The organism is Alkalimonas amylolytica (genome assembly GCF_900107845.1).
GTDB lineage: Bacteria > Pseudomonadota > Gammaproteobacteria > Enterobacterales > Alteromonadaceae > Alkalimonas > Alkalimonas amylolytica.
The window spans coordinates 370,795-392,677 of sequence record NZ_FNRM01000002.1; the positions used below are offsets into that span (position 1 = coordinate 370,795).

22 protein-coding genes and 3 tRNA genes are annotated in these 21,883 nt (G+C 51.2%); 11 read left to right on the forward strand and 14 right to left on the reverse strand.

The genetic code is table 11. The features are described 5' to 3' along the window. Positions 1–44: 44 nt before the first annotated feature. From uvrY to BLW37_RS05175, 3 genes are all read right to left on the reverse strand, one after another. Complete coding sequence (gene uvrY / locus BLW37_RS05165; protein ID WP_091340560.1) at positions 45–689, reverse strand: UvrY/SirA/GacA family response regulator transcription factor; 645 nt, start codon at positions 687–689, stop codon at positions 45–47. Between the two features lie 205 nt (positions 690–894). Further along, positions 895–985, reverse strand: a tRNA-Ser gene (locus tag BLW37_RS05170). A 72-nt stretch (positions 986–1,057) separates the two neighbouring features. Next, positions 1,058–1,148 (reverse strand) — tRNA-Ser (locus BLW37_RS05175). A 214-nt stretch (positions 1,149–1,362) separates the two neighbouring features. On the opposite strand from BLW37_RS05175, the gene BLW37_RS05180 reads away from it, so the two are divergent. The 5 genes from BLW37_RS05180 (at position 1,363) to BLW37_RS05200 (ending at position 3,442) form a co-directional block, all read left to right on the forward strand. Further along, complete coding sequence (locus BLW37_RS05180) at positions 1,363–2,028, forward strand: Bax inhibitor-1/YccA family protein (protein ID WP_091340565.1); 666 nt, start codon at positions 1,363–1,365, stop codon at positions 2,026–2,028. A gap of 85 nt (positions 2,029–2,113) precedes the next feature. Continuing rightward, the gene (gene tusD / locus BLW37_RS05185) at positions 2,114–2,476 is read left to right on the forward strand and encodes a sulfurtransferase complex subunit TusD (RefSeq protein ID WP_091340570.1); all 363 of its coding nucleotides are present in this window, start codon (positions 2,114–2,116) and stop codon (positions 2,474–2,476) included. Next, positions 2,476–2,838 (forward strand): DsrE family protein, encoded by a 363-nt coding sequence (locus BLW37_RS05190; RefSeq protein ID WP_091340574.1) that lies wholly within the window; start codon positions 2,476–2,478, stop codon positions 2,836–2,838. The genes tusD and BLW37_RS05190 overlap by 1 nt, the downstream gene beginning before the upstream one ends. Before the next feature lie 14 nt (positions 2,839–2,852). After that, positions 2,853–3,119, forward strand: coding sequence for a DsrH/TusB family sulfur metabolism protein (locus tag BLW37_RS05195; protein ID WP_091340578.1), 267 nt, complete (start codon positions 2,853–2,855; stop codon positions 3,117–3,119). After that, complete coding sequence (locus BLW37_RS05200) at positions 3,107–3,442, forward strand: TusE/DsrC/DsvC family sulfur relay protein (RefSeq protein WP_091340583.1); 336 nt, start codon at positions 3,107–3,109, stop codon at positions 3,440–3,442. Before BLW37_RS05195 ends, BLW37_RS05200 begins: the two co-directional genes overlap by 13 nt. Positions 3,443–3,492: 50 nt before the next feature. Here the strand turns inward: BLW37_RS05200 and BLW37_RS05205 are convergent, their stop codons facing one another. The 6 genes from BLW37_RS05205 to lrp form a co-directional block, all read right to left on the reverse strand. After that, positions 3,493–3,696 (reverse strand): hypothetical protein, encoded by a 204-nt coding sequence (locus BLW37_RS05205; protein ID WP_091340587.1) that lies wholly within the window; start codon positions 3,694–3,696, stop codon positions 3,493–3,495. Between the two features lie 11 nt (positions 3,697–3,707). Continuing rightward, positions 3,708–5,009 carry a serine--tRNA ligase gene (gene serS / locus BLW37_RS05210; RefSeq protein ID WP_091340591.1) on the reverse strand — a complete coding sequence of 434 codons (1,302 nt, stop codon included), beginning with the start codon at positions 5,007–5,009 and terminating at the stop codon, positions 3,708–3,710. Between the two features lie 64 nt (positions 5,010–5,073). Continuing rightward, on the reverse strand, positions 5,074–6,417 hold the full coding sequence (locus BLW37_RS05215; protein ID WP_091340596.1) for a replication-associated recombination protein A: 1,344 nt from the start codon (positions 6,415–6,417) through the stop codon (positions 5,074–5,076). 6 nt (positions 6,418–6,423) lie between these two features. After that, positions 6,424–7,074 carry an outer membrane lipoprotein periplasmic chaperone LolA gene (gene lolA, locus BLW37_RS05220; protein ID WP_091340601.1) on the reverse strand — a complete coding sequence of 217 codons (651 nt, stop codon included), beginning with the start codon at positions 7,072–7,074 and terminating at the stop codon, positions 6,424–6,426. Next, on the reverse strand, positions 7,074–9,545 hold the full coding sequence (locus BLW37_RS05225) for a DNA translocase FtsK (protein ID WP_091340605.1): 2,472 nt from the start codon (positions 9,543–9,545) through the stop codon (positions 7,074–7,076). The genes lolA and BLW37_RS05225 overlap by 1 nt, the downstream gene beginning before the upstream one ends. Before the next feature lie 221 nt (positions 9,546–9,766). Then, on the reverse strand, positions 9,767–10,249 hold the full coding sequence (gene lrp, locus BLW37_RS05230; protein WP_091340610.1) for a leucine-responsive transcriptional regulator Lrp: 483 nt from the start codon (positions 10,247–10,249) through the stop codon (positions 9,767–9,769). A 136-nt stretch (positions 10,250–10,385) separates the two neighbouring features. Here lrp and ald point away from each other — a divergent pair, with 136 nt between their 5' ends. Beyond that, positions 10,386–11,504 (forward strand): alanine dehydrogenase, encoded by a 1,119-nt coding sequence (gene ald, locus BLW37_RS05235; protein ID WP_091340614.1) that lies wholly within the window; start codon positions 10,386–10,388, stop codon positions 11,502–11,504. 312 nt (positions 11,505–11,816) lie between these two features. Next, the gene (gene cspE / locus BLW37_RS05240; protein ID WP_091340618.1) at positions 11,817–12,026 is read left to right on the forward strand and encodes a transcription antiterminator/RNA stability regulator CspE; all 210 of its coding nucleotides are present in this window, start codon (positions 11,817–11,819) and stop codon (positions 12,024–12,026) included. 100 nt (positions 12,027–12,126) lie between these two features. Here cspE and BLW37_RS05245 read toward each other — a convergent pair whose 3' ends face one another. Continuing rightward, positions 12,127–13,269: a 1-acyl-sn-glycerol-3-phosphate acyltransferase gene (locus BLW37_RS05245; RefSeq protein ID WP_091340623.1), complete on the reverse strand. Its 1,143-nt coding sequence runs from the start codon at positions 13,267–13,269 to the stop codon at positions 12,127–12,129. 183 nt (positions 13,270–13,452) lie between these two features. Between BLW37_RS05245 and BLW37_RS05250 the strand changes: the two genes are divergently transcribed. The 3 genes from BLW37_RS05250 (at position 13,453) to BLW37_RS05260 (ending at position 16,992) form a co-directional block, all read left to right on the forward strand. Further along, entirely contained in the window at positions 13,453–15,324 is a 1,872-nt protein-coding gene (locus tag BLW37_RS05250; RefSeq protein ID WP_171907552.1) for a GGDEF domain-containing protein, read from the forward strand. Between the two features lie 95 nt (positions 15,325–15,419). Next, positions 15,420–15,935 (forward strand): phosphatase PAP2 family protein, encoded by a 516-nt coding sequence (locus BLW37_RS05255; RefSeq protein ID WP_091340628.1) that lies wholly within the window; start codon positions 15,420–15,422, stop codon positions 15,933–15,935. Between the two features lie 7 nt (positions 15,936–15,942). After that, positions 15,943–16,992: an MJ1255/VC2487 family glycosyltransferase gene (locus BLW37_RS05260; protein ID WP_091340632.1), complete on the forward strand. Its 1,050-nt coding sequence runs from the start codon at positions 15,943–15,945 to the stop codon at positions 16,990–16,992. A gap of 110 nt (positions 16,993–17,102) precedes the next feature. Here BLW37_RS05260 and BLW37_RS05265 read toward each other — a convergent pair. The 4 genes from BLW37_RS05265 to apbC all read right to left on the reverse strand — a co-directional run bounded on the left by BLW37_RS05265 (position 17,103) and on the right by apbC (position 19,667). Then, a tRNA-Pro gene (locus tag BLW37_RS05265) sits at positions 17,103–17,179 on the reverse strand. A 75-nt stretch (positions 17,180–17,254) separates the two neighbouring features. Then, on the reverse strand, positions 17,255–17,833 hold the full coding sequence (locus BLW37_RS05270) for a glutathione S-transferase family protein (RefSeq protein ID WP_091340637.1): 579 nt from the start codon (positions 17,831–17,833) through the stop codon (positions 17,255–17,257). A gap of 223 nt (positions 17,834–18,056) precedes the next feature. Next, positions 18,057–18,656, reverse strand: coding sequence for a dCTP deaminase (gene dcd, locus BLW37_RS05275; protein ID WP_091340640.1), 600 nt, complete (start codon positions 18,654–18,656; stop codon positions 18,057–18,059). Positions 18,657–18,710: 54 nt separating this feature from the next. Beyond that, positions 18,711–19,667: an iron-sulfur cluster carrier protein ApbC gene (apbC, locus tag BLW37_RS05280; RefSeq protein WP_091340644.1), complete on the reverse strand. Its 957-nt coding sequence runs from the start codon at positions 19,665–19,667 to the stop codon at positions 18,711–18,713. A 161-nt stretch (positions 19,668–19,828) separates the two neighbouring features. Between apbC and metG the strand changes: the two genes are divergently transcribed. Then, positions 19,829–21,883 (forward strand): methionine--tRNA ligase, encoded by a 2,055-nt coding sequence (metG, locus tag BLW37_RS05285; RefSeq protein ID WP_091340648.1) that lies wholly within the window; start codon positions 19,829–19,831, stop codon positions 21,881–21,883.

Sequence of the window (21,883 nt, forward strand, 5' to 3'; positions counted from 1 at the left end):
AACAACCGCAGGCCTTCCGCCAATCTGTTTATCGGCACAAACCATCACGCCTTGGCGATATCAATCATGCCATGACGCAACGCCAGGTGCGTTAACTCAACATCGCCATTGATGGCCAGCTTTTCAAACATCCGGTAGCGGTAAGAGTTCACCGTTTTGGCGCTGACATTTAGCTGTGTCGCTATGTCGTTGACCTTTTCACCCCGGGTGATCATCAGCATAATTTGCAGCTCCCGATCCGACAGCTCATCGAATGGATTCTGCCCCTGATGATTCAGTTTACTGAGCGCCATCTTTTGCGCCACTTCATCAGAAATATGCCGCACACCCGAGTGCACTTTACGGATCGCGGAAATCACCTCCGAAGGTGCCGCATTTTTCGAAATAAAGCCAGCAGCACCCAGCTGCATCACCTTAGTCGGCACCGGCTCTTCACACGTTACAGACAGTGCCAGCACTTTGACATCCGGACAAAAATGCAAAATACGCTTGGTTGCGGTCATGCCACCCATGCCAGGCATGTTCATATCCATCAACACCACATCGGGTTCCTGATGACGACAAAATTGCAGAGCTTCTTCGCCGGTACCAGCTTCGCCTATCACCTTGATACCACGCTCGTCCTTAAGAATGCGACTGATGCCAGTTCGAACAAGCTCATGATCATCGACAATGAGTACGTTAATCAAGCTGCTTCTCCGCTTTACTGGTTCGTTCTTTTTATTAGCTATAGCTTAGTCGAGAACAGCCATTAACTCGACCTATCGCTGCATTTTGAGCAGCAAATTTTAATCGAAACTACAACGCGGGCTTAGTCTGCCAGATTGAGTGACAAGATGGAAACAAAACTTTGGGTGACGTAACAAAATTGCGGCATGCTAGCAGAATAAAAAATGGCGGAGGGAGAGAGATTCGAACTCTCGGTGGGCTATTAACCCACGCCGGTTTTCAAGACCGGTGCATTCAACCGCTCTGCCATCCCTCCGGCATCACCCAATACGGTACTGGGGGCTAATTCACAGCTGATTTTTAACGGGCTTAGCCAACCCGGTAAAAATGGCGGAGGGAGAGAGATTCGAACTCTCGGTGGGCTATTAACCCACGCCGGTTTTCAAGACCGGTGCATTCAACCGCTCTGCCATCCCTCCAGCGAGGCGTATACTAATCAGTTTGCTGGGGAAAGAAAAGTCCTTTTTATCATTCTTCGGTTCAGCCAGCCAATTTTTCATCAATTTGGTTTTTCTGACTCAGTTTTGCTACGGAATCACTAGAGCTCCGGGAACTTAGCAGGTATGATAGTTATCAAAGCATTAACTAAGATCTGGTTCTGTAGATTACGCAACCAATGTTAAGGAGACCTGTATGTCGTACAGAGAAACCCAAACCATCAGCTCGGTGAGCCGTGGTGTAGAAATTAATAAAGTACTGCGCAATACCTATTTCCTGCTCGGTATGACACTGGCGGTTAGCGCCATTGCGGCCGTTTTTGCCATGGCGTTAAATATTTCGCCTATGGCATCTCTGGTCTGCATGATTGCTGGCTTTGTGTTGTTGTTTGTGGTGAACAAGCAAGCCGATAAAGCCAGCGGTATTTTCTGGGTATTTGCCTTTACTGCCCTGTTTGGTGCCTCTTTAGGCCCCATGTTGAATTACTACGTTGGCCTGGCCAATGGCCCAAGCCTGATTATGCAGGCTTTAGCCGGTACCGCAGTGATTTTCTTCTCACTGTCGGCCTACGCCTTGACCACCCGGAAAGACTTTTCCTTTATGGGCGGCTTCCTGTTTGTTGGCCTGATTGTGGTACTGCTGGCGATTCTGGCGAATCTGTTCTTGCAAATACCGGCAATGTCTCTTGCCATCAGCTCAGCCGTGATCCTGATCATGTCTGGTCTGATCCTGTTTGATACCAGTCGTATCATTCATGGCGGTGAAACCAACTACATCCGTGCAACGGTAGCACTCTACCTGAACATCTTTAATATTTTTGTTCATCTGCTAAGTCTGCTGGGCGTGCTGAACAACGACTAAATCAGAGCCGATACAGACACTTTGTCGTTGGCTTGTTTTCCGGTAAAATGCCTCCTTTGTGTGAGGCATTTTTTTTGAGGCCCTGATGACCACCTTTGCCCTGCTGCTGACCCAGTCGCCTTTTGCCGGCCAGGCTTTTCAAAGCTGCCTGCGCTTTGCCAACGCAGCCGTGCAAGCCAGGCATCAGGTAGAGCACATCTTTTTGTACCAGGATGCGGTGCTGGCAGCCAGTGTCGCCATCGATCTGCCCTCTGATGAACCCAATGCAGCGGCTTTACTGGCAGACTTTTGCCAACAACAACAAATTCCCTTGTTGTTTTGCAGCACAGCGGCAGAAAAACGTGGTGTTAACCTGCAGCCGGATCAGCTTGGCGCGGGCTATCAGCTGGCTGGCCTGGCCGAGCATGCCATGCGACTGAGTAAGTGCGATAAACTGGTGCAATTCTGATGAGCTACTCCACCTTAATCTGGTTGCAGAGCAGCCCCTACAACAGCAGCGCCGCCCGTGAAGCACTGGATTATATCCTTGCACTAGCTGCAGTGGATTGCCCGGCGCAGTTGCTGTTAAGTGGCCCGGCTGTTTGCCTGCTGCAGCCTCATGCCGATGTTAGCGCTGCCCTGCAATTGAAAGACTGCAGTAAGTTGCTCGGGTTATTCGAGCTTTACGATTTGCCCGTGCCGCTGGTCTGTCAGGACAGTCTGAATCAATACCAGCCAGAGCCGGGCCAACTCAATCAGGCGATCACACTGCTTTCAAAACAGCAAATAACTGAACGGCTGGCTCGGTTTCAGCATGTGGTTACTTTGTAAGGACGGTTGCTCCAATGAAATTAGTACACTGGATCTACCCCGAACTCCCTTCTCAGACCTTGCTAGCGCAGTTACAACCGCAGGATGTTTTGCTGTTGCGCCAGGATGGCTGCTATGGCCTGGCACTGCCCTGGCCTGAACTACCCTGTCGTTTATTGGTGCTGACCACGGATTTACACGCACGCGGCCTGAGCCTGAGAACACCCTGGCAAGCCATTGATGATACCAGTTGGGTGGAGCTGGCGGCGCAGGCCTCACAGGTGGTGCTATGGCCGAAGTAATGGTAAATAACCAGCGCATCCCGCTGGATAAACACGGCTATCTGGCGGATTTATCGCTGTGGAGCACCGCACTTGCCGAGTACTTTGCCCGGCAAGAAGGCATTGAACTGACCGAGGCGCATTGGGAAGTGGTGAACTTTGTGCGGGGTTTTTATCAGCAACATCAAACCTCCCCCGCCATCCGGCTGTTGGTAAAAGCCATGGCCCAGCACTATGGGCCGGAAAAAGGCAGCAGCAAGTACTTGTTTCTGCTGTTTCCGGATGGCCCTGCCAAGCAGGCCACCCGCATTGCCGGCTTACCTAAGCCAGCACGCTGTCTTTAACCATCCGGCGAATAGGCTGTATCTTGCTCGCTAGCAGGTGTTACGTTGCGTTAAAAGCTATCGCGTACTATGCCCATCACCGCCTCAAAAAAGAACAGGACTGCAATCAATACCACCCCAAGCAATAACAAGCGATACAGCCAGCGCCGGATCCGCGCTGGCACTTTCACATCCGGCGCGGTCGGCCGCAGTCGCTTTGCACTGCTGGCCTTATCAGCTGCTTGACCGGGCTCTTTGCCAGGCTTGGCAGGCATACCGGGGGTCCTTACTGACCTTTAACCTTCAGTACCGCCTGCCCTTGCATATAAGGCTGCAGCACTGCAGGTACCCGAATGGAGCCATCGGCTTGCTGATAGTTTTCCAAAATGGCCACCAAGGTCCGGCCTACCGCCAAACCAGAGCCATTTAAGGTATGCAGCAGCTCCGGCTTTTTGCCTTCAGCCAGCCGGAAACGGGCTTGCATACGGCGGGCCTGAAAATCCCCCATATTGCTGCAGGATGAAATCTCACGGTAGGTTTTTTGCGCCGGTAACCAAACTTCCAGATCGTAAGTTTTGCAGGCCCCAAAGCCCATATCGCCAGTGCAAAGCAGCATTACCCGGTAAGGCAGTTCCAGCAACTGCAACACCCGCTCGGCATGGCTGGTCAGATCTTCCAGTGCCTGCATCGAGTGTTCCGGGTGGACCAATTGCACCAGCTCGACTTTATCGAACTGATGCTGACGAATGAGGCCACGGGTATCACGACCATAGGAGCCGGCTTCACTACGAAAACAAGGGGTATGAGCCGTCATTTTGACCGGCAGCTCGGCCAAATCAAAAATAGTATCACGGGCTAAATTCGTCAGCGGCACTTCCGCCGTTGGGATCAAGGCCATGCCCTGACCTTCTTCGGTGGCAGGCTTGGTGTGAAACAAGTCACCACCAAACTTTGGCAACTGGCCGGTACCATAAAGGCTGTCGTGGTTCACCAGATAAGGCACGTACATCTCGGTATAACCATGCTCATTGGTATGCAAATCCAGCATAAATTGCGCCAGTGCCCGGTGCAGTCGTGCCAGTTGGCCACGCATCACCACAAAACGCGAGCCGGATACTTTGACTGCACTTTCAAAATCCAGACCTTTATCCAGTGCTTCGCCTAAATCAACATGATCTTTCGGCTCAAAATCAAAGCGGGTTGCTTCCAGGTGACGACGCACCTCGACATTGGCCGCTTCGTCACCCCCCACTGGCACTGAGGCATCCGGCAAGTTGGGTATGCTCAGGCTGATTTGCTCCAGCTCTGCCAGCAATTGGTCCAGCTCGGTTTTGGCCGCATCCAGCTGATCACCAAGACCCGAGACCTCCTGCAGCAAAGGGACAATATCTTCGCCCCGCGCTTTGGCCTGGCCGATTTCTTTCGAACGGCTGTTGCGCTGATTTTGTAATTCCTGGGTTCGTACCTGCAGATCGCGCCGACGCTCTTCAAGTTGGCTTAAGCTCGCCACATCCAGCGTAAAGCCACGGCTGGCAAGGCGCTCTGCAGTTTGGGTTAATTCGGCACGTAAAAACTTTGCATCCAACATAAGGGTTCAAACTTCCCGGTAAAGGGCCATTGAGGCCAATCAGACAATAACTGGCAATAGTGTATCATTGCCGATAGCGTTTGTTCGGACTTTGTGCATCCAATTGCTGCAAATAGCGCATTTTTTCAGCAAGTTGCTTTTCCAGACCACGTTCAGTCGGCTGATAGAGTTGCAGATCACAGAGTGCCTCTGGCAAGTAGCTCTCGCCAGCAGCATAGGCCCCCTCTTCATTGTGCGCATAGCGGTATTCAGCGCCAAAGCCCAGCTCTTTCATCAGCTTGGTGGGCGCATTGCGCAGATGAGGCGGCACCTCATGATCCGGCTGCTCGCGCACCAGCTGACGCATTTGCTTAAAAGCCGAATACAAGGCATTGCTTTTTGGCGCCAGCGCCAGATAGACCGCAGCCTGAGCAATGGCACGCTCTCCTTCAGCCGGGCCTACCCGCTGAAAGGTATCCCAGGCATTCAGTGCCAGAGTTAAGGCTCTTGGATCGGCATTGCCAATGTCCTCGCTGGCTATCGCCAACAAGCGCCTGGCAACATAGAGCGGATCGCCGCCACCTTCCAAAATACGGCAGTACCAGTACAAAGCCGCATCCGGTGATGAGCCACGCACCGATTTATGAAAGGCAGAAATCAAATCGTAAAACTGATCGCCCTGGTTATCAAAACCTGGCAGCTTGCGGGGTACCAACTGTCGAACCAGTTCTGCACTGACCGGCTGCTGGACACCGGATGCTGCACTGTACTCGGCAATCAACTCCAGCAAGTTCAGTAATTGGCGGGCATCGCCACCAGCCAACAGTAGCAACAGCGCTTGCGCCTCGTCACTGAGCGTTAGTTGCAGTCGGCCCAAACCCAGCTCGGTCTCGGTTAAGGCGCGCACAATCAGCGGTTTTAATTCCTCGTCGGTCAGCTTGTTTAGCACGCAGACCCTGGCCCTGGATAAAATAGCGTTGTTCAGGGCAAAAGATGGGTTCTCGGTAGTAGCACCAATAAAGACAATAGTGCCATCCTCGATGTGCGGTAAAAACGCATCCTGCTGGCTTTTATTAAAGCGATGCACCTCATCAACAAACAGCAAAGTGCGCTTTTGCCATTGCAGTTGGCGCTCTTTGGCTTGCTGAATAGCATCACGAATTTCTTTGATGCCAGCGGTGACCGCCGATAGCTTGCACAGCTCGGCATCGGCATGACGGGCAATAATTTCCGCTAACGTGGTTTTACCGGTACCGGGAGGGCCCCACAGGATCAGAGAAAATACCTTGCCTTGCTCAATAGCCTGACGCAGCGGCAAGCCTGGTGCCAGCAGATGCTGCTGACCGACATAATCAGCCAGCGTCTGTGGCCGCAACCTTGCCGCCAAAGGCCTGATATCATCGCTAAAATCGAAGTTCAGCGTCGACACCCGGCTTTACCTTTGATCGTCGATATCAACATCAGCCGGTGGCTGAAACTGAAACAAATCGGTAGCGAAGTCAGAACCAACATCAGGCTGTGGCTGAAAATGGAAGATACTACGTTGGCCGTTTAAATCCAGCACTTGCATGATGTTAAGGCCGGCAGCGGTAAAGTGCAGTTGCAAATACTGAACAGGACTGGCCGGATCAACAGACTGGATACGATAGCCATCATCCAGCTGACTAATCCGGTATTGCTGCCACAAACTGGCATCGTTCGACATCAACAAGGTAAAGGGCGTGCGTTCCAGCTCAGCTTTGGCATCATAGATGGTGACCTGCTCCAGCAGCTCATGGTAATACCATAAGGTTTCGCCATCACCAACAAATAATATAGGCTCCGGCAGTTCCATCTGATAACGGAACTTGCCCGGCTGCTGCAGCCAGAGCTCGCCTTCACCCTGCTGCACCAACTGCTGCTGCATATCAAACACCTGCTGTTCAAAGCGGGCATAAAAACGCGTCATGTCAGCCAGTTGCTGCTGCAAAGCTTTGCTTGCCTGCTCCGAGTCGCTCGGTTCAGAGGCATAATCAGCCACTGCCTGAACACTGACCAAACACGCCGTGCTCAGCAGCAAGCTGGCTGCTAAAAACAATGATTTCATTAATTCCCCTTGGGTGGCGGTGGTGCCAATACTTCACGATTGCCATTGTGGCCCGGACCGCTGACCACACCACTGTGTTCCATTTGCTCAACCAAACGAGCTGCCCGGTTGTATCCAATGCGAAAACGACGTTGCACTCCGGAGACTGAAGCACGGCGGCTTTCGGTAACAAAAGCCACGGCCTGGTCATACAGTGGATCTGCTTCGCCTTCATCCCCTTCGAGCGTCTCGCCAGGCAATAAGTTCTCTTCGGTGGCTTCACCGCTTAAAATTTCAGCAATGTATTTCGGCTGACCGCGGCGTTTCCAGTCGGCAACCACAGCATGCACTTCGTGATCATCAACAAAGGCACCATGCACCCGGTTCGGCACACCAGAGCCGGGCGGTAAATAGAGCATATCACCCTGCCCAAGCAGGCTCTCGGCACCTTGCTGGTCCAAAATAGTACGTGAATCAATTTTCGAGCTGACCTGAAAGGCAATGCGGGTTGGAATATTGGCTTTAATCAGGCCGGTGATCACATCCACAGAAGGCCGTTGGGTCGCCAGAATCAAGTGAATACCTGCCGCCCGGGCTTTTTGCGCAATACGGGCAATCAGCTCTTCCACTTTTTTACCGACAATCATCATCATGTCGGCAAATTCATCAATCACCACCACGATGGCGGGTAACTTCTCCAGCCTGGGTGCTTCATCGCGCATATCATCGGAAGGCTTCCACAACGGGTCAATCAAGGGCTGACCGGCAGCAATGGCTTCTTTGACTTTGGCGTTGTAGCCTTTTAGATTGCGTACACCCAGCGCAGACATCAGTTTGTATCGTCGCTCCATCTCGCCAACGCACCAGCGCAGACCATTGGCCGCATCTTTCATATCAGTGACCACTTCAGTCAGCAGGTGCGGAATGCCCTCGTAAATCGACAGCTCCAGCATTTTCGGGTCAATCATCAAAAAGCGCACTTCATCCGGCGTCGATTTGTACAAAATACTGCAAATCATCACGTTGACACCGACCGACTTACCCGAGCCGGTGGTACCTGCCACCAGCAAATGTGGCATCTTGGCCAGGTCGGCTACCATGGCTTTACCGGCGATGTCTTTGCCCAGCACCATGGTTAATGGCGAGCGCGACTGCTCAAAGGTGCTGTCGCCAATCACTTCCGATAAACGCACGATTTCACGGTGCTTGTTCGGCAGCTCCAAACCAATAAACGACTTGCCGGGGATTACTTCCACCACCCGCACGCTGATGGCCGACAAGGAGCGCGCCAGATCTTTGGCTAAACCAGTAATTTTGCTGACCTTCACGCCTGGTGCTAAATCGAGTTCGAAACGGGTAACCACAGGGCCAGGATGCACCCCCACCACTTTGGCTTCAACATTAAAATCCAATAGCTTGGCTTCAACCAATCGCGACACCCGCTCCAAATCAGCTGGATCAATCGGGTTTTGCGCTTTATCCGGCCGATCCAGCAATTCCAGCCCAGGCAACTCAGTGATTGCATGGGGCTCCGACTCCGGTGAGTCGTCATCATCCAGCTCCGGCTCTGGGAGCCTGACAGCTTTTTGTTTTAACTCAGTATGGCGCAGCGTTTTTTCAATTTGTTCAGGCAGTTCGGGTTCATCCACCGCACTGAATGACAGCGACTCATCGGCAAGGTCATCCACACTGTAAAACGCACGTGCATCCCGCTCTTCTAGCGGCTGTACCGGCAAAGTAAATTCACTGCGCTCTGCTTTGTTGGCCAATGCCTTGCTGGCTGGTTGGCTGCTCACTTTAGGCTCGGTTGCCCAATTATGGTCGATAGCTTCTTGCTTTTGATCCCGGCTGTCATCCACTTCCTGCTGATTTTGCTGCCACTTATCTTGCAACCAGGATGGCAATTGCAGCAGCCAGCACCCTGCCAGCCAAACCCAGGCTCCCAATGCATCCATCACCGTAAACCAGGAGATACCAGTCATCAATGTCAGGCCTGTGGCAAAAAAGCACAACAGCAACAAGGTGGTGCCAACAAAGTTTAGATAAGGTAATAACAGACCACTGAAAATATCCCCCACCACACCGCCGGAGGAGAAGTAATAAATGTCGTTAAAGTTCATGCTACTGATTGCGGTGGCACTGATCATGGTCAGCACCAGGCCAATAAGCCGCAGCCCCAGAATCAGATAGTCCAGTTGCAATACATGATGGAAACGTTTGAAGAGCAAGTAACCCAGCCCGGCTACCAGCACCGGGATCAAATAAGCAATCCAGCCAAAACTAAACAGCAATAAATCTGCCAGCCAAGCGCCGACAGGACCAGCATAGTTCGATACACCTTGCTGATAACCGGTTTGTGACCAGCTGGGATCAGCCGGATTAAACGAAATCAGCGCCAGCAATAAAAACAAGGCAAGGCCACAACATAAAATCAGGCCAACCTCCAGCAATCGCTGGATGCCATTTAAATTAAAAAAGGATATCCGTGGCAAAAGTGCGCCTCACTTATCTGTATGATGTTGTTATCTGCCATCGCTTGACTTTGCTGCATAATAACCTTCTGTGAAAGATACCAGACTGCAACCTTTCGTGCATCTGTTTGGCAGGTTAGCCGCAGAAAAATCCGGCATTCCGACAAGTTTTATTCCTCTGACGGCAAGTTTAGTGGCTCCTGGCTGAATCCAAGCTGGATCAAGCATGACAAGTGCCTGTTTTATGGCCTCACGAAACTACTTTGCTTCACTTCTTCCATCACCACATAGGTTCGGCTTTCGCGCACACTGGGCAAACGCAGCAAGGTTTCCCCTAACAGCTCACGATAAGCAGCCATATTGGTTACCCGGGTTTTCAATAAAAAATCAAAACTGCCCGACACCAGATGACACTCCTGAATTTCATCCAACTTTTGCACCGCTTTACTAAACTCATCAAAATCTTCCGGCGAGGTTTTGCTTAAGGTGATTTCGACAAACACCAATAGCGCAGCTCCCACCTTAACCGGATCGACCAGGGCGGTATAACCAAGAATGTATTGTTCAGCTTCCAGTTTACGTACCCGTTCCAGACAAGGCGTTGGGCTTAGGCCGACCCGCCTGGCCAATTCAACATTGGAAACCCGGCCATCGCGTTGAAGTTCAGCTAAAATCTTACGATCGGTTCTGTCGAGCTTTTTAATGCTCTTACTCTGTGAAAACATGCAGTTAAAAACTCTGTTTTTAGCTAGTAAAATAGAATTATGCACCAAGTCAGAACTTTAAAACAGGCATTAATTCCGCAAAATTCGCTATATACTAGCACCAAATTTTATCACCCTACAAAAAGGCGATTCAGTTATGTTAATTGGTATCCCAAAAGAAATTAAAAACCACGAGTACCGCGTCGGTATGACTCCTGCCAGCGTGCGTGAAGTAATTCAACACGGCCATCAGGTTTGCGTCGAGCACAATGCAGGTATCGGTATTGGTTTTACCGACGACGATTACCAGCAAGCCGGTGCCGAAGTTCTGAACACTGCTGCAGAAGTGTTTGCCAAAGCTGAGATGATTGTGAAAGTGAAAGAGCCTCAGGCGGTTGAACGTGCCATGCTGCGCGAAGGCCAGATCCTCTTTACTTACCTGCACCTTGCCCCTGATTTGCCACAAACTGAAGATCTGATTAAAAGCAAAGCGGTCTGCATTGCCTATGAAACTGTAACCGATAATAAAGGTGGCTTGCCCCTGCTGGCGCCAATGTCGGAAGTGGCTGGCCGCATGTCGATTCAGGCCGGTGCCCGGGCACTGGAAAAATCCTGCGGCGGCTTAGGCATGCTGCTAGGCGGTGTGCCAGGTGTTGCTCCTGCCAAGGTCGTTGTCATTGGAGGCGGTATGGTGGGCACCAATGCAGCGCAGATGGCAGTTGGTCTGGGTGCTGATGTAACCGTGCTGGATCGCAGCGTTGATGTCCTGCGTCGGATCAATGCCCAGTTCAATGGTGCAGTGAAAGCTGTTTATTCCACAGCGGATGCGCTGGAGAAAGAAGTATTGGCTGCCGATCTGGTCATTGGCGGTGTGCTGGTACCTGGCGCGGCAGCACCTAAGCTGGTGACAGCTGATCACATCAAACGGATGAAGCCTGGAGCCGCCATTGTCGATGTAGCCATCGATCAGGGCGGTTGTGTTGAAACGTCCAAGCCAACCACCCACGCGGATCCAACCTACATTGTGGATGATGTAGTGCACTACTGTGTTGCCAATATGCCAGGTGCCGTGCCACGTACCTCTACTTTCGCACTGAACAACGTCACTCTGCCCTACATCATCCGCTTGGCGAACAAAGGCTACAAGCAGGCCTTGCTGGACGATGTACACCTACGCAATGGCTTGAACGTTTACCGTGGACTGGTTACCAACGAGTTTGTTGCTGAAGCGCTGAAGTTTGAGTATGTAGAGCCAACAGTAGCATTGAATAGCTAACAAGTACTTGTTTTCGTTAGAACGCCCGGCTTTATGCTGGGCGTTCTTATTTCGACTCAGGCTTTTTATTGAAACTTTGCCGGCCGCACAAAAAATAACTATACATTCACTAAATAGCTGCTATTATGATGTCTGGCCTGTAATGCAGACCTATGTACACAACTTGTTCCTGAACACTTCGCAGCACAGCTTCATTGTAAGTCATGTCCCTGAAGATTCACGCTGGTTGGCCACATAAGTAACATTTTTGCCGGCTACCAACGCATCATGCGTTACACACTTAAATTTTTTATATTTTTCAGGAGACATCACATGTCTAAATCAACTGGTATCGTTAAATGGTTCAACGCGGATAAAGGTTTCGGATTCATCACTCCAGATAACGGTGGTGCTGATGCATTCGTTCATTACCGTGCAATCATGAGCGACGGTTACAAAACTCTGACCGAAGGCCAGCGCGTTTCTTTCGAAATCGAGCAAGGCCAAAAAGGCCCACAAGCTGCGAACGTAACTCCGCTGTAAGGCTGACTTACTTCGATCTAAAAAGGACACCGCGGTGTCCTTTTTTGTTGCCTGCGTTTTTTGTGAGCGCCCCCTTTCGGGCCAGCGCTCACACCACACCTTACTGCGTTGGCGCGTCCTGCTCTGCCTGTTGCTTCAGCTTAAATACCGGCGCACCATACATGGTTTTTAACCAGTGTTGCTCAGCCTCGCTGTGCTCCGCCAGTTTGGCTTGCCACAAAGCCCTATCTTCCGCAGTAACGCTGTCGTGCTCTACCCCGGCAGCCAGATAGTTGATTGGGAATAAACGGTAGTTGCGGTAAATTTCAGCATCCAGGGCTGACGCCAATTCATCGGCTGAATCAACATTGGGTTGCACCATCTCACCAAAAGCCACATGCACCCGCCCTTTCATACCGGTAATGCCCTGGATAATGCTGTCGATGTCTTCAAACTCCCCCTTTTGGTAGTGCCCTTGCATTTGTTTTTGCACCAGCTCGCGTACCTTGGCTTTATCGCACGGATCCAATTCATAGCTGATGGTCACCGGTACTATATGCAATTGGCCGATATCCTCGGCAAAACTCAAACCTTGCTTGCGGCCTTCGATATACAGCATCTTTAGCATGGCTGCATCGGTATAATCGTTGCCATCTTTGGCACGACCTTCCCGCTGGGCAATCCAGATCGATTGTTTTTCAGTGCCTAATGAATGGTGAATATAAGCCGACAACTGACCCAGCGCTTTTAACATCTCACGCGGGCCTTTGGCTGAACGGCGTACAATAAAACTTTTGTTCAGTCGCATCAGCGTAGTAACACAATCTTTTTTCAGCAAATTATCGCCAATGGCGATGCGGGCTGTGTTCATGCCGTACTTATGCAAACACCAGTTGACGATGGCCGGATCCATCGCTATGTCGCGGTGATTGGAAATAAACAAATAAGCCTGATTTTTTTTCAGCCGCTCAACCCCTGAATAACTAAAATCGGTAGTGGTATTGGCCATGGTTTTTTTCATATAAGCCGCAACCTGCAGCTGCACATCCCTTACACTATTCAGGCTGGACCATTTGCGCTTCAAGGCGGCTTTCACCAACGGCGACAACAACCAGCCAAAGGGGCCGGATAAATGCGGGAACCGATAGTGTAAAATAGCCTTAATGAATTCCTGATCAGCAATCAGATCAGCAATGGCACCGGCAACCTCCTGGTCGTGATAAGGCCGGATATCAAAAAACGGGTCTTGTTCTGTTTGCGTCATGCGGTCACTTACGTCGTGCATCAAAGCCTACTATTCTACCGACTCTGAAGCTGTTGACCAGTGCCAGCCATAAAAAATACTACCCACGGCTAATCCTTAATTTACTGATATAGCGCTGAAAAATTGTGCAACCCAGTTAGCGTTGTTATGATAAAGCGCTTATTTGACTGTGATGAGAACCCTATGTTAGTTGGCCGCTGGTTTTTTTTCCTCTGCTGTATAGCCTTGCTTGGGCTGACCAACCAAGTTTCGGCCACAGCTCTGAACGCGCTGGAGCCAGAGCTAAAAGGGCTTTATATCCAAAGCCAGCAACAACCAGCCACCGCACTGCAGCAGATTGAAATTCAACTTGGCGCAGCTGCTGAGCCGTTACAGCAGGCGCAACTACTTTATATCCAGGCTCAACTACAGACGCTGCTGGTTTATCCTGAGCGGGCACTTGAGAGCACCGCTCAGGCGCTGGCATTGATTAACGCCACTGAGCAACCCTGGCTGTATCATAGCCTGCAGCTGGTCCGGGCCTTCGCGTTTGATTTGGCCGGCACACCTTCAGAAGGCATGACCGCGACGGAAGCGGCTTTGCAGTACGCTGCTCAACAACAGCATCAACCACTCTTCTTACAGGCTTTGGTGGTTCGCGGCTCTTTGCAATTGAGTCTGGTCAATTATGTCGAAGCCCTGCACGATTTTTTGCAAGCCTACCAACAAGCTCCCGCCGACGATGCACTGTTAAGCAAAGGCCATATTGCTGGCTACATCGCCCTGGTGTATGAATACCGCCGTGAGCATGCGCTTGCGATTCCATACTTCGAAGAAGCAGTGGCTTTTCACCAGCAGCAAAACAGTCCGGTCGAGGTGAGCATTGCCTTGTATGGTCTGGGAAAAGCCCACAGCCAGTTAGGAGACCTTGCTACCGGTGCTCGCAAACTGCAACAATCACTGCAATTGGCCGAAGCAGCCGGTGACGATCAGGGCGTCGCCTATGCTCAAAAAGAACTGGCTGGTATCGCCTTGCGCCAACAGCAACCAAACCAAGCTAAACAGCTACTGCTTCAGGCACTCGCGCGTTTTGAAGAAGCAAATAATCGTTACATGCTGCTGGATACCCAGCTGCAACTGGGTCGCATTGCATTGCAGAGTAACGAGTTAGCTGCCGCGGCAAATTATCTGCAGCAGGCCATGGCCTATGCCAACCATGAGCACATGCCAATTCAGCACGCTGAAGTACAACGCTTACAAGCTGAATGGCTAAGCCTGAGTGGTCAAGCTGACGAAGCCTACCAACTGCTGAAGACATCTAGTCAACGTCTGGCAGAGCTGCAACGAGAAGAGAGTACCCAATTGTTGCATCAGCTTCGAGCTCAACACGAGCTCGATAGCCGCAAACTGGAAAATGAACTGTTGCAAAAAGAGCTGGAGCTGCAATACAGCCTGTTCAACAGCCAGGCAAAACATCAGCAATTGCTAACGGTGCTGCTGTTCGGAGCCATCGCAGGAAGTTTGCTATTGTTGTTTCTGCTGACACGAATTTGGTGGCAACGCAAACGCCTGCATCATCTGGCTCACTTTGACAGCCTGACCTCACTGCCAAACCGGCACTACACCCTCAAACTGCTGCAGCAGCAACTGCGCCTTGCCAGCCGACATCAGTACCCGCTTAGCATTGCAATGCTTGATCTTGACCACTTTAAGCAAGTCAACGATCAGTATGGTCATGCCACCGGCGATCAATTACTGCGCGACTTTGCCACAGAGTGCCAGCAACAACTGCGTTCCAGCGACGTGATTGGCCGCATTGGTGGTGAGGAGTTCCTGGCCATATTGCCACACACCACGGTTGATGATGCCGCTAACGTACTGGAAAAACTTCGTAAAAATACCGAGCAACTGGCTAGTCGCTACGATGCGCCACAGATGAGCACCACAGTTTCCATCGGTGTTTGCGGTTTTAGTGGTTATGATAATGCCGACACCATGTTGCTAAACGCTGATCAAGCCCTGTATCAAGCCAAAGCGAAAGGCAGAAATCAACTGCAACAAACACCAGCCAGTTAGCAGGTTCGTCTCTTCCTCGGATGTCATATTGCTGTCATATCAGAGCAGTAAGCTAAAACTACATTCTGTGCTGTGTGCTCAATGGAGGATCTCAGATGCGAGCCATACAACCCATAGCAGAATTAGATTTAGCATTTTCGTTGTTTTGTTTACGGCACCGCTTTAACAGGCAAGTGGCCCGTATCAGCAAAGTCATTTCACGCACCGGTGATGGCCATCTCTATCTGTTGCTGGGCCTGCTAACCTGGTGGCTGGATAGCCCCCGTTTCCTGCAAGCTGGCTTACTGGCCTTCAGTATTCATCTCCCCATCTATTGGTTAGCCAAAAACAGCTTTCGTCGCCGCCGCCCTAAAGAGCTGTGCGAATTTCTCACCTGCTTTATCACCCCAAGTGATCGTTACAGCTTACCCTCTGGTCATACTGCAGCCGCATTTTTAATGGCGACGCTCATCGGTCAGTTTTATCCGGAGTTTTATCTGCTGGCGCTGTGCTGGGCCACCTTAATCGGTTTATCCCGGATCTTACTTGGCGTGCACTTTATGACCGACGTATTGATTGGAGCATTGCTCGGCATGGCCTGTGCGCATATCGCTCTGTCCCTTTTAACTTAGGAGTTTTATGAAAATACTTTACGGTGTGCAAGGCACCGGCAACGGCCATATCGCCCGCGCCCGAGCCATGGCGCAGGCACTAAAAAAGCAGCCCGTACAGGTGGATTATTTGTTTTCCGGCCGCGCTGCAGACCAGTATTTTTCGATGAACGACTTTGGCGACTATCAAACCCGAAGAGGCTTAACCTTTATCACCGAACAAGGGCGTATTCGTCCCATCAAAACCGCCCTTACTAATCACCCGTTGCAATTATGGCGCGATATTAAGACACTGGATCTATCCGGCTACGATCTGGTGATTAACGATTTTGAACCAGTCAGCGCCTGGGCGGCCCGCAGGCAGAAGATCCCATCGGTTGGTATCAGCCATCAGAATGCTTTTCGCCATCAGGTCCCCAAGGTCGGTATGACGGCCTTGGACCGGCTGGTGATGCAGTATTTTGCGCCGGTACAGCATGCCATTGGCTTGCATTGGTACCATTTTGATCAGCCGATATTGCCGCCTATCGTGCATCAACTCGATGTACAATCAACCGATAGCGAGCCCTATGTGTTGGTGTATCTGCCGTTTGAGCAACTGCAACAAATCCGCACCTTGTTGCAACGCATTAAAACCCAGCGTTTTGTTTGTTATCACCCGGAGCAAAAAGAGCATGAAATTGCTGATAACATCAGCCTGCATCCGCTGTCGCATCAAAACTTTCAGCGCCATTTGCAGCGTTGTGAAGGCGTGATTGCCAATGGTGGCTTTGAACTGCCATCCGAAGCCTTATCCTTGGGTAAAAAGTTGTTGTTAAAGCCGCTGATGGGCCAGTTTGAACAACAAAGCAATGTCGAAACCCTGCGCCAGCTTGGCCTGGCAACCGCCATGCCCGAACTGCACGCTCAAACCATTATTCAGTGGCTGCAAAGCAAAACCCCCGGCCAGGTGCATTACCCCAAAGTCGCTGACGCGCTGGCTAACTGGGTTGTGCAGGGCAAGTGGGACGATAGCACGCAGCTTTGGCAGGAATTATGGCAGCAGACCGAGTTTCCGAAGGGGGTTCAGTTGCCTTAAAAAAGGTTTGGCAAGTATGATTGCCTATCGACTACAGTGGATTTGATACACTCTAACGCGTCCCCAAATCGCAGGCACAAAAAAACCTGTTAAAAAACAGGTTGTTTTGTTGGTCGGTACGAGAGGATTTGAACCTCCGACCCCTGACACCCCATGACAGTGCGCTACCAAGCTGCGCCACGTACCGACTTAGCGCCTATCATACGGATTATCGGGGGAAAATCAATGCTGCAGCGGCTGACTGCAGCAATTTTAGGCAGCTTCAGCCTGCCAGTCGCGGATCGCTGTTGGCGACGCCTGGCTGGTGCTGGTTAGCACTGACAAATTGGGTAAGTGCCGGAAAAGCATCCATTGGCCAGAGGTTGCGAAATAGGATCCAATCCAGCAAACAATACAGGCAGATGGCAGCGTAACTCCAGTCACTGAACGCCTGCTCCTGTACCTGCTCCTCCAGCACAGCCAACACCTCACCCACCCGCTCACGCTGCAGGTTAAAGAATAGTTTGTCGTCGTTGGTGTCAAAGCCTGAGCGCTGGCAAATCAGCAGCTCGACCAATGAGTCGTTGGCAGCATTGATCAGAATGATCTGATTCTCTTGCGGCCAGCTTAAAGCAGGCAATTGCAGCTTCTGGCACAGATAACGGTAGATTAAGTTGGAGTCAAAGATCACCTGCTCCTGATCCACCAGCATTGGAATTTTCCGTGTTGGGTTCAGCCGGATTAAGGTCGCCCGGTCTTGTTCGGAGAAGATATTCAGATTGACGAACTCATAAGACGTATCCGCCAACAACATACGGATACGGCGTACATAGGGGGATGGGATGGATCCAAAAAGTTTCATCGGGAGCTCCTGCTGTTATTTGCTAAGCCCAGTGGCTGTTCATGCTTACTGCGACCGGTTGCACAAATATGCGATAAAATGCAAAGTATTTTTCACTTGGCCACTTGCCAGACTATGCAGTTTTATTGCATAATCATCACGCTTCATTTTTGCTTTATTGCTTATCTTTTGGCCCATGCTCTGCATGGGCTTTTTACTTTCTGCTTTTCAATTCCACCAAAGTCTAAAATGCAGGGCGCTTGTCGTCTTCACCAATTCGGCTAGCCACGGCGCCGCTTTGTTGTTTGTACTTGGCATCTTCTCGTTTGTTATAAGGCCGCTCGGCTTCGCCGGTCATCAGCTCAAAGTTCAGAGCACCGATCTTCATATTAGGCCGCAGTGCCAAAGGCAATTTGCCACTGTTGTAAAACTCCAGCACAATGTTGCCAGACCAGCCCGGATCGATACGATGCGCAGTGACGTGCACCATCAAGCCAAGCCGCGCCAATGAGGAGCGACCATCCAGCCAGCCAACAATATCCGCTGGCAAGGTCACTGATTCCAGCGTCACAGCAAGTGCTAATTCAGCCGGGTGTAGAATAAAGACACCATCGTCGGCGATTTCAATTTCATCGCTCATCACCGAGTTCAGCGCTTTATCGACTGCAGCCCGTGGCCCGCTTAAATCAATGTAAGGCGCAGCATGCGCCTGAAATACACGAAACTTATTGCCTAGGCGGATATCGACACTTACCCCGCTGATCATATCTTTGGCAGGCCTTGGCTCGATGCAAATCCGTCCTTCGTCCAGATAACGCTCTATATCACGATCACATAATCTCATGCTTGGTTTCCATCGTTTTGGCCAACACAGCCAGTAGTTGTTGCTGTTAATCGTCTAATCATCGGTAAACACTATTTCCGGCGTGCTCTGATTGGCCGGCAAAGCCGCCAACTGCTGCATCAGCTGTTGCGCCATCTGCAGGTATGGCAGGCACAGGGCATCATCGGCTGGGTCATCACTTAGCAACAGAGGCACCCCCTGATCTGCACACTGGCGAACCCGGCTGTGCAGTGGAAGCTGAGCCAGTACGGGTAGTTGATAACGCTCCGCCAATCGCTTGCCGCCATCAGTGCCAAAAATAGCCTCCTGATGGCCGCAGGCACTGCATTGATAGTAACTCATATTTTCTACCAATCCGAGTACCGGGATCTGCACCTGGCCAAACATGGTAATGGCTTTTTGCGCATCACTCAGCGCTACATCCTGCGGTGTGGTGACTATCACGGCCCCGGTTACCGCCAGTTTTTGCGACAAAGTAAGCTGAATATCCCCGGTACCTGGCGGCATATCGACAATAAGAATATCCAGCTCTGGCCACTGCGTCTCGTGAATCAGCTGCAGCAAGGCCTGGCTGGCCATAGGGCCACGCCAGACCGTGGCTTTATCCGGTGAAATTAAAAAGCCAATGGATTGCACCGCCAGTCCGCCGACGTACTGCGGCAGCATAGTTTTGCCATCCGGACTGTCTGCTTTGGCTTGCTCAAGCCCCAGCATCAAAGGAATGGATGGGCCATAAATATCCGCATCCAGAATGCCCGCTTTCAGTCCTTCGGCCTGGAGCGCCATTGCCATATTCACAGCCGTAGTCGACTTGCCTACCCCACCTTTGCCGGAGGCAACCAGCACCAGTTGACGCACCCGCTGAAAGGCATAGTGCGGTTCTGTGTATTGTGCGGCAGAAGCCTTGACTGCATTAGCTGCAGCTAACGTCTTGGCAGGCTGTGCCGTTGCTTCGGCTTGCTCAGCCTCTGCAGCGGAGGCAGGACGCTTTTGCGAGAACCAGTTGAACATGCTGCTTGTTCCTTTTCTTCTTTTTGTGCCGTGCGATGAGTTCAGTTTGTTAAAGAAAGCACTTTTTAGGCTGTATCGACTCCCAATGGGATGCGATCAGGGCGCAGGTATTGTATCATCCATCCATTAATTTTCCTGTATTTTGCCAAGAGTTATCATCGATGTCGAAACGCCAGATCCTGATCACCAGTGCTTTGCCTTATGCCAATGGCCCAATCCACCTTGGACACCTACTGGAATACATTCAGACCGATATCTGGTCGCGCTTTCAAAAAGGTCGCGGCCATGAGTGTTACTATGTGTGTGCTGACGATGCGCATGGCACCCCCATTATGCTGAAAGCCCAGCAGCAAGGCATTAGCCCGGAGCAGATGATTGCCCAAACCAGCATTGAGCACCAGGCGGATTTTCAAGAGTTTGGCATTGTCTTTGACCAGTATCACTCCACTCACAGCCCGGAAAACCAGGAGCTGGCCAATCTGATTTATCAGCGACTGGATACTGCCGGTCACATCAAACGCAAAACCATCAGCCAGTTATTTGATCCGGAAAAAAACATGTTTTTGCCGGATCGTTTTATCAAAGGTGATTGCCCGAAATGCGGTGCCCTCGATCAAAATGGCGACAGCTGCGATGTCTGTGGTGCCACCTACAGCCCGACCGATGTAAAAAACCCACGCTCGGTCATATCCGGTGCCACACCTGTGCTGAAAGACAGCGAGCATTTCTTCTTCGATCTGCCCGCCTTTGAACAGATGCTCAAAGACTGGACCCGCAGCGGCTCCTTGCAGGAAGAAATGGCCAACAAGCTGCAGGAATGGTTTACCGATGGTCTGCAAATGTGGGATATCAGCCGGGATGCGCCCTACTTTGGCTTTGAAATTCCGGGAGCACCCAATAAGTTTTTCTACGTCTGGCTGGATGCACCTATCGGTTACCTGGCCAGCTTTAAAGCCCTGTGCAAGCGACAAGGTATTGATTTCGATGCATTCTGGTCAAAGAACTCCGAAGCCGAGGTCTACCACTTTATTGGCAAAGACATTATCTATTTCCACAGCTTGTTCTGGCCTGCCATGCTGGAAGGCGCTGGCTTTCGTAAACCGAACGCTGTCTATGCGCATGGCTTTGTCACCGTCAATGGTGCCAAGATGTCCAAGTCCAAAGGCACCTTTATCAAAGCCCGCACCTATCTGGATCACCTGAACCCGGAGTACCTGCGCTATTACTTTGCTTCCAAATTGACATCCGCCATTACTGATCTGGATTTAAACCTGGATGACTTTGCCCAAAAAGTGAATGCTGATCTGGTAGGGAAAGTGGTGAATATTGCCAGCCGCTGCGCCGGCTTTATCACCAAACGTTTTGACAGCACCTTAGCAAGCAGCCTGACAGAGCCGGAACTATTCAGCGAGTTCACTGAAGCAGGTGAGCGTATCGCCAGCCATTACGAGAAGCGCGACTATGCCCGCGCCATCCGCGATATTATGGCACTGGCTGATAAAGCCAACCAGTACATCGATGCCAAAGCGCCCTGGGTGCTGGTAAAAGATGACAGCAAGCAACAAGAAGCCCACGATGTCTGCTCCATGGGATTGAATTTGTTCCGGGTGCTAATGCACTATTTAAGCCCGGTACTACCGCAGATGACTGCTGCAACCCAGGCATTTTTGCAGGATCACTTCGGCTGGCACAATTATCAGCAACCTTTGCTTAGCCATCGGATCGAGCCATTTAAAGCACTGATGCAACGGGTCGACCCGACGAAAGTAGCCGCTATGCTGGAAGCCTCAAAAGAAAGCCTGCAGCCTCAATCCGAGCAGGCAACTACTGCTGCAACAGTCAGCCAAACCACTCCGGCAAAGACAACGCAGGCGATAGAGCCGATAGCCGATACCATCAACATTGATGACTTTGCTAAGATAGACCTGCGGATAGCCCGTATCGCGCATGCCGAACCAGTGGAAGGTGCCGATAAGCTGATCCGGCTGGAGCTGGATATTGGTAGCGAAACACGCCAGGTCTTTGCTGGCATTAAGTCGGCCTACCAGCCAGCCGATTTAATTGGCCGCTACACCGTGATGGTGGCGAACCTGGCACCACGAAAAATGCGCTTTGGTCTGTCGGAAGGCATGGTGTTGGCCGCTGGTCCGGGTGGCAATGAGCTGTTTATTTTATCCCCGGACAGTGGTGCCACAGCAGGCATGCGCGTTAAATAA